General features: G+C 64.5%; 12 protein-coding genes. 6 read left to right on the forward strand and 6 right to left on the reverse strand.

Going from position 1 to position 12,879, the window contains the following annotated elements; genetic code table 11:
• Nucleotides 1–20: 20 nt before the first annotated feature.
• From WDC82_RS23105 to WDC82_RS23130, 6 genes are all read right to left on the reverse strand, one after another.
• A complete protein-coding gene (locus WDC82_RS23105) occupies nt 21–1,508 on the reverse strand; it encodes an NAD-dependent succinate-semialdehyde dehydrogenase (RefSeq protein ID WP_340119781.1) in 1,488 nt (495 codons plus the stop codon).
• A gap of 120 nt (nt 1,509–1,628) precedes the next feature.
• Nucleotides 1,629–2,129 carry an Lrp/AsnC family transcriptional regulator gene (locus tag WDC82_RS23110; protein WP_340119782.1) on the reverse strand — a complete coding sequence of 167 codons (501 nt, stop codon included), beginning with the start codon at nt 2,127–2,129 and terminating at the stop codon, nt 1,629–1,631.
• A gap of 130 nt (nt 2,130–2,259) precedes the next feature.
• Nucleotides 2,260–3,879 (reverse strand): hypothetical protein, encoded by a 1,620-nt coding sequence (locus tag WDC82_RS23115; RefSeq protein ID WP_340119783.1) that lies wholly within the window; start codon nt 3,877–3,879, stop codon nt 2,260–2,262.
• Nucleotides 3,869–5,260 carry a class I SAM-dependent methyltransferase gene (locus tag WDC82_RS23120; protein WP_340119784.1) on the reverse strand — a complete coding sequence of 464 codons (1,392 nt, stop codon included), beginning with the start codon at nt 5,258–5,260 and terminating at the stop codon, nt 3,869–3,871. Before WDC82_RS23120 ends, WDC82_RS23115 begins: the two co-directional genes overlap by 11 nt.
• 6 nt (nt 5,261–5,266) lie before the next feature.
• Nucleotides 5,267–5,494, reverse strand: coding sequence for a hypothetical protein (locus WDC82_RS23125; RefSeq protein WP_340119785.1), 228 nt, complete (start codon nt 5,492–5,494; stop codon nt 5,267–5,269).
• A 225-nt stretch (nt 5,495–5,719) separates the two neighbouring features.
• Nucleotides 5,720–6,520 carry a helix-turn-helix transcriptional regulator gene (locus WDC82_RS23130; protein WP_340119786.1) on the reverse strand — a complete coding sequence of 267 codons (801 nt, stop codon included), beginning with the start codon at nt 6,518–6,520 and terminating at the stop codon, nt 5,720–5,722.
• Between the two features lie 90 nt (nt 6,521–6,610).
• On the opposite strand from WDC82_RS23130, the gene WDC82_RS23135 reads away from it, so the two are divergent.
• From WDC82_RS23135 to WDC82_RS23160, 6 genes are read left to right on the forward strand one after another with little or no spacing between them, the layout of a single operon-like run.
• Nucleotides 6,611–7,684, forward strand: a complete 1,074-nt coding sequence (locus WDC82_RS23135) for an ABC transporter ATP-binding protein (protein WP_340119787.1) — start codon at nt 6,611–6,613, stop codon at nt 7,682–7,684.
• A complete protein-coding gene (locus WDC82_RS23140; protein WP_340119788.1) occupies nt 7,684–8,601 on the forward strand; it encodes an ABC transporter permease in 918 nt (305 codons plus the stop codon). The genes WDC82_RS23135 and WDC82_RS23140 overlap by 1 nt, the downstream gene beginning before the upstream one ends.
• On the forward strand, nt 8,601–9,413 hold the full coding sequence (locus WDC82_RS23145) for an ABC transporter permease (RefSeq protein ID WP_340119789.1): 813 nt from the start codon (nt 8,601–8,603) through the stop codon (nt 9,411–9,413). Before WDC82_RS23140 ends, WDC82_RS23145 begins: the two co-directional genes overlap by 1 nt.
• Before the next feature lie 27 nt (nt 9,414–9,440).
• Entirely contained in the window at nt 9,441–10,478 is a 1,038-nt protein-coding gene (locus WDC82_RS23150; protein WP_340119790.1) for an extracellular solute-binding protein, read from the forward strand.
• 11 nt (nt 10,479–10,489) lie between these two features.
• A complete protein-coding gene (locus tag WDC82_RS23155) occupies nt 10,490–11,263 on the forward strand; it encodes a carbon-nitrogen hydrolase family protein (RefSeq protein ID WP_340119791.1) in 774 nt (257 codons plus the stop codon).
• Nucleotides 11,260–12,612: an aminotransferase class III-fold pyridoxal phosphate-dependent enzyme gene (locus tag WDC82_RS23160; protein ID WP_340119792.1), complete on the forward strand. Its 1,353-nt coding sequence runs from the start codon at nt 11,260–11,262 to the stop codon at nt 12,610–12,612. Before WDC82_RS23155 ends, WDC82_RS23160 begins: the two co-directional genes overlap by 4 nt.
• The last annotated feature ends 267 nt before the right edge of the window (nt 12,613–12,879 follow it).

Raw genomic sequence — 12,879 nt, forward strand, 5'->3', positions numbered from 1 at the left:
GTCTCTCACTCTCTTTCCTGTCAGGACCAGTCGCGGCATACGTACTTCACATCGGAGAAGGCCTCAATACCAAGGCGCGATCCCTCGCGTCCCAGGCCCGACTGCTTCATCCCACCGAAGGGGATCGGTGCGCCGGTCACCTTGGTGCGGTTCACCGCCACCATGCCGAATTCCAGCGCCCGTGACAGGCGGTAGATGCGCGCGGGCTCCTTGGTGTGCAGGTAGGCGACCAGGCCGTACTCGGTGGCGTTGGCGCGGGCGACGACCTCGGCCTCCCTGTCAAAAGGCGTGAGGGCCGCCACGGGTCCGAAGGTTTCCTCGCGCAGGATCTTCGCCGCGTCCGGCACATCGGCCAGCACCGTCGGCTGGAAGAACAGCGGACCGAGGTCGTGGACCGCGCCACCGCACAGCAGGCGCGCGCCCTGCGCCAGGGCGTCGGCGACGTGCTCCTCTTGCTTGGTGACAGCCTTGTCGTTCATCAGAGGTCCGATGTCCGGATCGTCCAGGCCCTGGCCGACGGTCAGGGCCGCGGCCCGTTCGGCGAAGCGGCGGCAAAACTCCTCATAGACCGGGCGTTCGATGTAAAAGCGATTGGCACCGAGGCAGTCCTGACCGGAGGTCGCGAACTTCGCTTTCATGGCTTCGTCCACCGCCTTGTCGAGCGGCGCGTCCGCGAACACGATGAAGGGCGCATGGCCGCCCAGTTCCAGGCTGAGGCGTTTGATGGAGGGCGCACACTGCTCGTAGAGCAGGCGGCCGATCTCGGTCGACCCGGTGAAGGAGAGCGCGCGTACCCGGGTGTCCGCAGTCCAGGCCCCCACGATCGGCGCCGGCTTGCCGACCACCACGTTGAAGACGCCAGCCGGAAAGCCGGCGCGCCGCGCGAGTTCGGCCAGCGCCAGGGCCGAAAGCGGCGTCTCGCTGGAGGGATGCGCCACCACGGTGCAGCCGACCGCCAGGGCGGCGGCCGCCTTGCGGGTCAGCATGGCGTTGGGGAAGTTCCACGGCGTCACCAGCGCGGCGACGCCGACCGGCTCACGCCAAAGTTCGACCTCGGCATTGGGCAGATGCGAGGTGACGCTCATGATGTCGGGACGTTTGGCCTCTTCCGCGAAGTACTCGGCGAAGGAAGCGCCGTAGTCGATCTCGCCGCGTGCCTCGGAGAGCGGCTTGCCCTGTTCCAGGGTCATGAGACGCGCGAGGTCTTCCTTGTGCTCAACCATCAGCACGTACCAGCGGCGCAGGATGTCGCTGCGCTGCTGCGGCAGCAGGGCGGCCCAGGGCGCAAAAGCCTGTTGCGCGGCGTCGACGGCGTACCGCGCGCCGGCCTCGCCGAGCGCGGCGACCTCGGCAAGCAGCGTGCCGTGGGCCGGGTTCGTCACGGCGAGGCTACCCGCCTCGCCCGCCTCAACCCACTCGCCGGCGATGTAGGAGGCAGTGGCCAGCAGCCCGGGATCCTCCAGGCCGAGGCCGGTGTCTGGCATCTTGCGCTGCGGCGATAACGTCATCGGGGAAGCCTCCTGGCGGCAGAGGGGAAAACTGGCCGGAGGGTATCGATCCCGGAGAGGAAGGTGGCTCGGATTTGCGGCGACGGCGGCGGCGATTCGGTGGCGTGGCCGCGGCCGGGGTTAATTTTCTTCGGCAACCTGGCGGAGGGCGTCCTCGCGCAGCAGCGCCAGCGGCGGCGGTGCGTCCTTCACCGGCTTGGTCACCACGAAGGTGAAGTAGCGCTTCACGCCGATGCGCCGCTCCAGGATGTCGTCGATGAGGGCCTGGTAGGCGGCGACGTCGCGCGCCACCATCTCCAGGAAATAATCGACGCCGCCGCCGACGGCGACGCAGCGGACCACCTGCGGCAGGGTCCCGATCGCGTCCTCGAAGCGCTGGAAGTCCGCCGCCTGATGGCTTTCCAGCTCGACCTGGACCAGGAAGTGGGAGACCGGGGCGATCTTCTCCAGGGCGACCTCGGCCCGGTAGGCCCGGATGTAGCCGGACTGTTCCAGGCGCTTCAAACGGTCCCAGCAGGCCGCCGGCGACAGGCTGACCCGCCCGGCCAGGGCCGCCTTGGTGATGCGCCCCTCCTGCTGGAGGATGGTGAGAATCTGCAGGTCGCGGTTGTCGAGCTTCATGGCGGGGATCATAGCCCGGTCTGGCGCCAAACCGAAGAATCTTCGGCTGAGCAACCACTGCGAGCAAAGAGAAGACCTGGGGGTGCGCGGACCGGGTCCCCTCGACCACCCAGGAGACTGATAGAAGCGGCTACGGTTTCGCCATAGCCCGGCGATTTTCACTGCCCTTCGGCAAGGCACGAAACGAGGTCGGATCTATGCGCCTGACCTGGCCATGGTCGGGGTTCTCTCGCGAGAATGTGGTCAGATAGCCGCGAGGGTTATTCCTCACGGGTTCCCTGCCGGAAGCACACCCCATGACCGCTTGGATCGTGGTCACATTGTCGAGATCTGGCGCAAGCCACGACTGGCACGCTTCGGGCAGCCTTACCAGGTTCAATATGGACGATCGTTCCTGCACCGACGCCGGCGGCCACTCGTCGAACGGCTTGTCCCAGTCGACAGTGAACGAAGAGCCGTGGTCACCCTGGAAGACGATAATCGAGTCGGGATCGAGAGCGATGATCTCGTCGGCGATCCGCGCAGCGCTCAAATTCGCGCACAACAGATTATCAAGAAAATATGGCTTTGCGCTTTCTGGCCATCCATCCAGATCCAGTTCGTACTCATCCCGCAAGCTGCAGTCCGCCTGGAACAAATAAGGCGCGTGCGGTGACAAGTGATGAACAAATGTGAAAGTCGGCGTCAGCGGCGCGCCTGACTCCTCCAACCGCTTGCGCAGTTTACCCATGGCATCGACGTCTGGCACCTCATCCGCATCGCCAGATCTCGCCGCTGCGGAGATGACCAAGCTTGGGGTGGCACTCCAAAACACGTCAGCCAGGTACGCGCTGCCCTCCGCTTCCGCATAGCACGACACCCAGGGACCTGCACATGGCGCCCAGTAATTTCCTACCAAAAAGAACTCATATCCCTGCTTTCTGGCATCGGCAACAAGGCTCGGTGGAACATGCGCATTCAGAAGCGCCGGATAAGTCAGCCGTCGCTGGCGCCATTCAGCGAGGGTCATCTCATCGGCGATGAAATAGTCTTGAGCAAAAATTGACGCGAGAGTGAAAACGGTCCGATTGTAGGATGAAATAGCTTCTCCCGCGTGATAGAAGCCGCGTTCCTCCATCGCCTCGATAAACGGCGAATTGTCGTAGCCGAAATTCTGCCGGATGGCGGTGCTGCTGCCATATGCATCCAGAATAAAGTAGTAGACGTTTGGCCGAGACTCAGCAGCGATCACACTCGGGTTTCCGGAATTGGCGTATCTGAACAGCACAGTTTGCGTGGCTTCGATTGCCGTTCCCGAGAGCGACGGCAGTGCAAGCGTAAAATTCGCCGTGGCGAAAATGAGGATCGCTATCAGGGCACCAGAGTGCCTTGCCAGCCTGAACAGAAGCGCGGCAAAAATCGCGATTAATACGAAATACAAGCTTACAGGAATCCACTCATCAACAGTCTCCGGAAGCAGCTGATGATAAGGATAGTGATAGAAGAAAAGTAGAAAGAACGCGCCGCTGACCGTGATCAGTGCGCGCGAGAGAGAGTGAGAAGCGTATCTGGACGCACTCAAGTGAAGCAGAACGACTAGGGCGACGACACCTGCAAAGACCAGTGGCACTGTCTGCAGAACGAACCAGGCGAAATTTATGGAGATGAAAGAGCCGTCACCGTAGTTCGTTTTCGCGAAATTGGCGAACGGAAGCAACACCAGAAAGAAGGCCGCAGCGCCCGCGATCCAGATCCGACGATTAGCGCTCATAAGTGAAGATCCTTCTCCCGGATGAGGAGCTTTGCGCTTCTGAAGTAATCGTGGCGACGCGCGCAAGCTCCTGCCGAAACTTCTCTTCCGTGTAGTGCAGGAACATATCGCCTCGATGGGCAAGCATCCCCTGCACCATGGGATCGCTCTTGGGAACAAATTCGAGCAGGCCCTTCGGTGCCAGATCGACCATCCATTTAATGGCCGCGGAGAAGGGAATGTTCTTCCCGATGGCCAGGTGGTGAAAGACAGCCAGCGCAATGACCGCATCAGGCTGCACCCGCTCGACGAAAGCGCCGCGCTCGCTCGCGGCCCATCCCTGAGAGGAACTGGGGTTCGTCAGGTCCTGATAGATCGGCAAAATCGGCAAACGCTGTTCGTCCGCTCGAGACACCGCCGCTTCCAAGGCGCCTTGGTCGAAATCCACCCCGACGGTCGATTTGGCGCCTGCCGCAATGGACAGTTCACTGAAGTCGCCGCTATTGCAGCCGAGGTCGACGAGAAGCGCGGGCTTTGCGTTTTCAACGAAGGCTCTTACCGCCGTCCGCTTGCGCTCGGCATCTTCTGGCAGATAGGAATTGTTGAACTCGTAGTCCTTCCAATAGGTAGTCTCCAAACCTCTCGGTCGGAGCGACCGGACATAGCTCAGCATGCCTCTGAGAATGCCCTTCAACGATGCCAGGGGAAGCTGCCCCTGTTTGGCAGCGAGACCACCGTCGTGCGACTTGATCCGCCGCATCAGTCGCGCGTGCATGAAGACATGCATCTGTGCCTGAAGAGAGAATCGGGCACGTGCCGGAAGGAGCTTGGCGAGTGATACGAGGTCGAGACCACTTAAGTTGCCTCTGTACCATTCGTTGAAGGGGACGCCTCGGTACGCGGTCAACAGCAAGGGAGCAAGGAATTCCTCGCAGAACTGCTTATAGCCCGACCAGTAAGAGCCTGCCTTGTAGCGCCGGAAAGACAGCACATCGATGAAGAGAGGACGCGTGCCGACGAACTGCACGTTATAGGCACTGGAATCGGAAAGATCGAAGCCTTCCTCCAGGGCTTCGAGATGGATCTCGAGATGAAGTTCCGCCGCCCGTTTCAGAAGCGAAAACGGCCACTCAAAGGGATATGAAATCACCTCGAGCCGCTCGTGTTCGATGACAAGGGGGAACTCGCCAGGGATCGCCGACGTCACGCTTTTCCGGTCGTGGTCGGACGGCACCCAGGTCTGGACGATTGAAGCACCCGCGCGCCGCCTGAAGAACGGGGCGTCAAGGACCGCCTTGGTCTCCTCCGCCTTCTCGGGTGTGATTACGCGAAATATGCGATCGCCCTGCCGGACAACACGACCGGCAGGGTCCCGAAACGATCCGGGATCGAAGGCAGCCACAGCCGCCTACTTGTCGTCGGAATCCCCGGCCGCGAGGCTGTGCTGCGCCCCACGCCCGAGCGTCCTGGAAAAGAATGATTTGACGCGCTGCCAATAGATAGCGCCCGCTGCGGCGGCGGCGGCGATGCCACCGATAATTCCCTGCAAGATGATACTTGCGGTGCCCGGGTCCAAGTACGCGTGGGCATCATGGGCGAAGGTGACCAGTCCGATCCCCGACAAAACTACAACCATAAATGCGTTTCGTAGCATGGAGCTCCCCCCGCCAATGCTTTCAATGCGTTACGCTGCCGTTCAAAACGGACTGCATTTACAACCTTCGAATGAGAAGATGAATATTAGGTGAATGGAGAATAGGTTTCTCGCGCCAGAGCTGCCGGCACGCCGGCCTCTGCCAGCGACCGCACCTTTAGAAGCAGCTGCTCTATTCCGCTTAGCTCTGGGGGCTCTGCAGCAGCGTCACGCCACCGCTTCGGCGAGCAGCGGCATCAGCAGGGAGAAGAGCTCGGCCTGGGAGGAGATGGCGCACTTCTTGTAGAGCTGCTTGCGGAAGACCTTCACGGTCTGCGGGCTGATGCCCAGCCTGAGGCCGATCGAGACCGAGGAATGCCCCTTCAGGATCAGCATGGCGATCTCGGCCTGGCGCGGGCTGAGGGCAATACCGTGCGCGCCGCGCAACCGCTCGATCAGCCGCTGGGTCAGACCCGTCTCGGTGAAGTCGCCGCTGGAGCTCAGGCTCGACCAACGCTGCTCGATCAGTCCGCAGACGATCGGCGCGATACGCTCGGCGCAATCGAGGTCGCGCGCGGTGAAGCGGCGGCCGGAGGTCGCGTCGCGGCCGAGGCAGATCTGCACCGAGACGCCCTCGCCCGGATAGGCCACGTAGGCGATCTCGTCGACCAGGGTCGTCGCCTGGTAATAGACCGCGAAGTACTCGTTGCGCTGGAACTGGTCGGGCGCGATGTCGCGCAGCCGGTAGAGGCCAGCCGGCGCGCGGTCGACATGCAGCGCATGAAACGGATCCAGCAGGTAGGCGCCGCCGATGTAGTCGGTCTCGAGCCGTGCATGCACCCGGCGCTCCGCGGCCTGGGTAAAAAGGGCCTGCGGCACCCGGTCCTGGAAATAAGCGAGCATCGTCGTGTTGTCGATCTCGAAGCAGCGCGCCAGCCACTGGTAGAGGGCGCCTTCGAAGCTGTCGTCCTGCAGGCGCGCGATGGCACGGCCGAGGTAGCCCTCGGTCAGGTTCGGCAGATGCCGCATCATACCTCTCCAGGGGTATATACCCCCCAAACGACCCTCTATTAGGGTATTACTGGCATTTTGGGTGGTATTCGGCAAGGGGCGCCGCGTATGGGGGGCAGCAGGGTCGCGATTTCCATCGACAGGGTGGTGAAGCGCTACGGCGATTTCATCGCCCTGCACGGCGTCTCGCTCGACATTCTGGCCGACGAATTCTTCACGCTGCTCGGCCCGTCGGGCTGCGGCAAGACCACCCTGCTGCGCTCGATCGCCGGCTTCGAGGAGATCAGCGAGGGATCAATCCGCCTTCACGGCGAGGACATCGCCGCGCTGCCGCCCCATAAGAGGCCGGTCAATACGGTGTTCCAGCACTACGCGCTCTTTCCGCACATGACGGTGCTGGAGAACGCCATGTTCGGCACCTTACGGCTGGGCTGGAGCCGCCAGGAGTCCGAGCAGCGCGCGCGGCAGGTGCTCGACCTGGTCCGGCTCTCCGACTTCGTGCAGCGCAAGCCAGCGCAGCTCTCCGGCGGCCAGCAGCAGCGCGTCGCCCTTGCCCGCGCGCTCGCCCCGCGCCCCAAAGTGCTGCTGCTGGACGAGCCGCTCTCCGCCCTCGACCTGAAGCTGCGTCAGGCGGTGCGCGGCGAGTTGAAGCAGCTGCAACGCGAGACCGGCATCGCCTTCGTCTTCGTCACCCACGACCAGGAAGAAGCGCTCACCATGTCCGACCGCATCGCGGTGATGTCGGACGGGCGAGTACAGCAGGTCGGCACGCCACGCGAAATCTACGAGGCGCCGGTGAACCGCTTCGTAGCCGATTTCATCGGCGAGACCAACCTCATCGAGGTCGAGGTCCTGGAAGTTTGCGACGGCCAGGCCCGGATCCGCCTGCCCGGCGGCCACGCCCTCGCCTGTCCCGCCGCGCCGGGCGCCGCACCGGGCAGCGGCCATATCTCGCTGCGCCCGGAACGGGTCTCGCTCTGCCCGCCCGATGGTGGCGAGATCCGGGCGCAGGTCGAGCACCAGGTTTATCTCGGCACCGACATCCAGCTGCTGACCCGACTGCCGGACGGCGAGCCCATGGTGGTGCGGGTGCAGAACAGCGATGCCGACCGGCTGCCGCAGTCCGGCGCCCAGGTCGGGCTGAAGCTGGAGGCGGACGCGGCGCGTCTGCTGGCTGACTGATGGCGGCCGCGCCCGGCAGCGGCGGCGGCTCGTCCGCCATCTACCACCGCAGCGCGGTGCGCCTGATGCTGCCGACCTGGATCGTCATCGGCATCCTGCTGCTGCTGCCGGTGCTGCTGATGGGCGTCTACTCCTTCCTGACCAAGGAGTTCCGTGGCGGCGTCATCTGGAGCCCGACGCTGGCCGCCTACGACCAGTTCTTCCTCGATCGCGGTCTCTTCGGTGACGAGCCGCCGAGCATCGAGTGGACCTACATCGGCATCTTCTGGCGCTCGATCTGGCAGGCCGGCACCGCCACCCTGCTGTGCTTTGCCGTCGGCTTCCCGACCGCGTGGTTCATCGCCACGCGTCCGGCGCAGCACCGCACCGTCTGGCTGTTCCTAGTCACCATCCCCTACTGGGTGAACCTGCTGATTCGCACTGTTTCCATGAAGTTCCTGATCCGCGACGAGGGGCCGCTGAACGCGATGCTGTTGTGGAGCGGCGTGATCGACCAGCCGCTGGGACTGGTCAACACCAACCTCGCCGTGCTGCTCGGTCTCTTCTACAGCTACCTGCCCTTCATGGTGCTGCCGATCTACGCCGCCGTCGAACGCTACGACTTCGCGCTCTCCGAGGCGGCAGCCGATCTCTACGCCGGCACCTGGACCACCCTGCGCCTCGTCATCCTGCCCGCGGTGCGCCCCGGCATCATCGCCGGAGCGATCCTCGTCTTCGTGCCTTCGCTGGGTGCCTTCCTCGCACCCGACCTGCTGGGCGGCGCCAAGACCTTCATGATCGGCTCGCTTATCGAGGAGCAGTTCAAAGGCGCGGCCGGCAACTGGCCCTTCGGCGCCGCGGTCGCGATGATCCTCATGACCATCGTCATGGGCGTGCTGCTGATCTACGCCCGCGGCCAGACACGGCGGTCGCAGTGATGGCCAAGGCCCGCACCGACCTGCGCCGCTTCACCGGCTTCTTCCCGATGACGGTGCTGTGCCTCGTCGTGCTCTATGCGCCGCTGGCCGTGGTGGCGGTCTACAGCTTCAACGCCTCCACCTCGATCACCCTGTGGGGCGGCTTCTCGCTGGACTGGTACCGCGACGTATTCTCCGGCCCGGAAGCGCCAAAGTTCCGCCAGGCCACGATCAACTCCCTGGTCGTGGCGGTGGTCGCGGGACTGGCCGCCACGCTGATCGCGACCTCGGCCGCCGTGGCGATGCACCGGGCCGGCCGCTTCCGCGGCAAGACCGCGAGCTTCGCCCTCATCAACCTGCCGCTGATGGTCCCCGAGGTGGTCACCGCCGTCGCCAGCCTGATCTTCTTCACGGTGATCGGCTTTCCCGGCGGCATCGGCACCATCCTGCTGGCGCACATCACCTTCTGCATTCCCTTCGCCTACCTGCCGATCGCGGCGCGGCTTGCGACGCTGCCGGACAGCTACGAGCAGGCGGCGATGGACCTCTACGCCACGCCATGGGAAAGCTTCCGCCTGGTGCTGCTGCCGCTAATGGTGCCGGGCATCATGTCCGGCTTCCTCCTGGCCTTCATCATTTCCCTCGACGACTTCCTGATCACCAACTTCGTCAAGGGGGCCGGCGTCGAGACCCTGCCGACCGCCATCTTCGGTGCGGTCAAGCAGGGCATCAAGCCGAACATCATGGCCATCTCGACCCTGATGCTCGCCATTTCCGTCGTCTTCGTCGCGCTCTCGTGGCTGATCGGGCGCAACGGCAAGACCCAACAATAACCAGCCAAGGAAACAGTGGAGACCGTTATGAAAAAACTCATCGCCGCCTCAGTCATGGTGCTCTGCTCCGCCACGGCCGCCTCCACGGCCGCCCGGGCCGAAGGGCAGCTGATGCTCTATAACTGGTTCGAGTACATGCCGCAGGAACTGCTGGACAAGTTCACCGCGGAGACCGGCATCACGGTCACCATGGACACCTTCGACAGCAACGAGGCGCTGCTGGCCACCCTCAAGGCCGGCAAGCTCGGCAGCTACGACCTCGCGGTGCCCGGCGACTACATGGTCGAGATCCTCGGCGATGCCGGCATGCTCGACACCTTCACAGCGGAGGAAGTGCCGAATCTGAAGAACGTCGCCGCGGAGTGGATGGACGTGCCCTTCGATCCGGGCCGCAAGAGCTCGATCCCCTACCAGTGGGGCAGCACCTCCTTCGCCGTCAACCGCGACATCTACAAGGGTGCCATCGACAGCACGGCGATCATCTTCAACCCGCCGGCCGAGCTGAAGGGCAAGATCAACGTGCTCGATACCTCGGGCGAAACCCTCACCCTGGCATCGCTCCACCTCGGCATTCCCCAGTGCACCGCGGACCGCGAGCAGCTGAAGGAACTCAATGCCCTGGTGATGGAAGCCAAGGCAAGCTGGGCCTCCTTCGGGTCCGACGTCGCCAAGGACGTCTTGGTCTCCGGCGATGCCGCCGCCGGCATGATCTGGTCGGGCTTCGCCTCCAAGGCGCGCGACGAGGGCGCGCCCATCGAGTACGCCTTTCCCAAGGAAGGCTACATCGTGTGGATGGACAACCTCGCCCTGCTGAAGGACGCCCCCAACCGCGACAGCGCGCTGGCCTTCCTGAACTTCATGCTGGAGCCGGAAAACGCCGCGACGCTGACCAACTATGCGAAGTACTCGGCCGGCGTGACGGGCGTGGAGCCGTTCCTCGAGCCTGACGTCGCCAACTCGCCGGAGTCCAACCCGCCGGCCGGCCCGAAGGGCGTCTTCGTCCAGGCCTGCCCGCAAGAGGTCCAGGTGCTCTACGACGCCATCTGGACCAACCTGAAGAAATAGCGGCCCGTGCCATGAAGCTCGCGCTCCATCAGGGCCCCGCCATCGGCGGGGCCACGGAGGAGACCTTCGGCGTGATCCAGTCCCGGCTGGCCGCGGCAGCGGCCGCCGGGGCCCGGATGATCGTTTTCCCGGAACTCTTCCTGCCCGGCTATAACCGGCCGGACCTGCACGGCCCCCTCGCCCAGCCGCAGGGCGGCGCGTGGGGGCAGCGCCTCTGTGCGCTCACCCGCGCGGCGGGCTGCGGCCTCGCCATCGGCTGGGCCGAGCGTGACGGCGAGTGCGTATACAACGCGGCGAGTTGTTTTTCCGCCGCCGGCGAGCAGATTGCCCACTACCGCAAGATCCAGCTGTTTGGGCCGATGGAAAACACAAGCTTCCGGCCCGGCGGCGGCTATTGCCTCTTCGACCTGGAGGGACTGAAAGCCGCGCTCCTCATCTGCTACGACGTCGAGTTCGCCCCCCACTGCCGCGCCCTGGCCGAACAGGGTGTGGAGCTGATCCTCGTGCCGACCGCCAACCCGGCGGGCTTCGAGCACGTCTCGGCGCTGCTGGTCCCGGCGCGCGCCGTCGAGATGGGACTCACCATCGTCTACGCCAACTACTGCGGCCGGGAGGGCGACATCGCCTATGCCGGGCGCTCGGTGGTCGCCGGGCCGGACGGACAAATCCTGGCCGCCGCCGGGCCTGGCGAGACGCTGCTGGTCACCGATCTCGCGGTAACCGCCGCGATTCCGCAAACGCTGCTATCGCGGCAGCTCGACGACTACAGGACACCCCAGCCATGAACCTCACGACCGACGCCATCCTGACCGCCGACAGTCACCTCATCCAGTCCTTCTGCGACCTCAACGCGCTGAAGCAGAACGGCGCGCGGACGGTGATCACGCATGCCAAAGGCGCCATGGTGCGCGACAGCGACGGGCGCGAGCTGATCGACGGCATCGCGGGGCTGTGGTGCGTGAACGTCGGCCACGGGCGGCGCGAGATCATCGACGCGATCACCCGGCAGCTCGAAACGCTCGACTTCTACTCCACCTTCTACAACTTCACCCACCCCTCGGCGGCAATGCTGGCCGAGAAGCTGGCGAGCCTCGCGCCGGGCAACCTGAACCGGGTCTACTTCGCCAATTCCGGCTCGGTCGCCAACGACACCGCGATCCGCATGCTGCAGCACTACAACATCCGCCTCGGACGCCCGGAAAAGCGCAAGGTGCTGAGCCGCGTGGGCGCCTATCACGGCTCGACCCATCTGACCATCGCGATGACCACGCCGGCCTATTCCAAGGGCTGGTTCGGCGCGCACGACCTGGTGCATCACCTGCGCTCGCCCCACTACTGGCGCGAGGGCGGCGACATGACCGAGGCCGAGTTCCTCGACGCGCTGATGGATGACATGCGCGACAGCATCGAGCGCATCGGCGCCGAGAACATCTGCGCCTTCGCCGCCGAGCCCATCATGGGCGCCGGGGGCGTCATCACCGCGCCCGCCGGCTATCACCGGCGTGCCCGGCAGATCTGCGACGACTACGACATCAAGTACGTCGCCGACGAGGTGGTGACGGCTTTCGGCCGCCTCGGGCACTTCTTCGCCTCCGAGGACGTCTTCGGCATGGTGCCCGACATCATCACCACCGCGAAGGGTCTCACCTCCGGCTACCAGCCGCTCTCTGCGACCATCATATCCGACGAAATCTACGAGGTGATCTCCGGCCCCGGCGAGAAGTTCCTGCACGGCATGACCTACTCCGGCCACCCGGCGGCCGCGGCCGCCGGCCTCGCCAACATCGCCCTGATGGAGGCGGAGAAGATCCCCGAACGGGTGCGCCAGACCGGCAGGCAGTTCGAGACGCTGCTGCGCGAGCTCACCGACCTCGACATCGTCGGCGAGGTGCGCGGCAGCCACTTCATGATGGGGATCGAGTTCGTCCGCGATAAGCGCACCAAGGCGTCGTTCTCCGACGAAGCCGCGATCGGCATGAAGGCGGCCGCAGCGGCGCAGAAGCGCGGCCTCATCGCCCGGCCGCTCGGCAACGTCCTCATCCTCTCGCCGACCCTGGTGATGACGCCGGAGCTAATCGATCGGACCGGCGACATCCTGCGCGACAGTATCAAAGAGATTACCAGCGCTCTCTGACGGGCCGGACAGACCACGCTTTCCGGACGCTGAACTGCACAGCCCTCTGCATATCTTTGTGAGGATTCTTTCCGCGTCACGTTGTCCGTCGGCGCGGTGACAGTCTCCGCCCCGAGAAGGGAGCCCCGCCTTCCTTGGGGGCGGGCGGGGCTCCTGGGGCGCACGCTCTCGGGGGTACGAATATCGAGCGCCCCTTCACGCCAAGTCGGGAAGAGGACAGATAGGCGTGTTGTTCGCAACGTGCGACAGGCTCTTTGGTTCCGCGGG

Source organism: Pelagibius sp. 7325 (assembly GCF_037652055.1).
GTDB lineage: Bacteria > Pseudomonadota > Alphaproteobacteria > Kiloniellales > Kiloniellaceae > Pelagibius.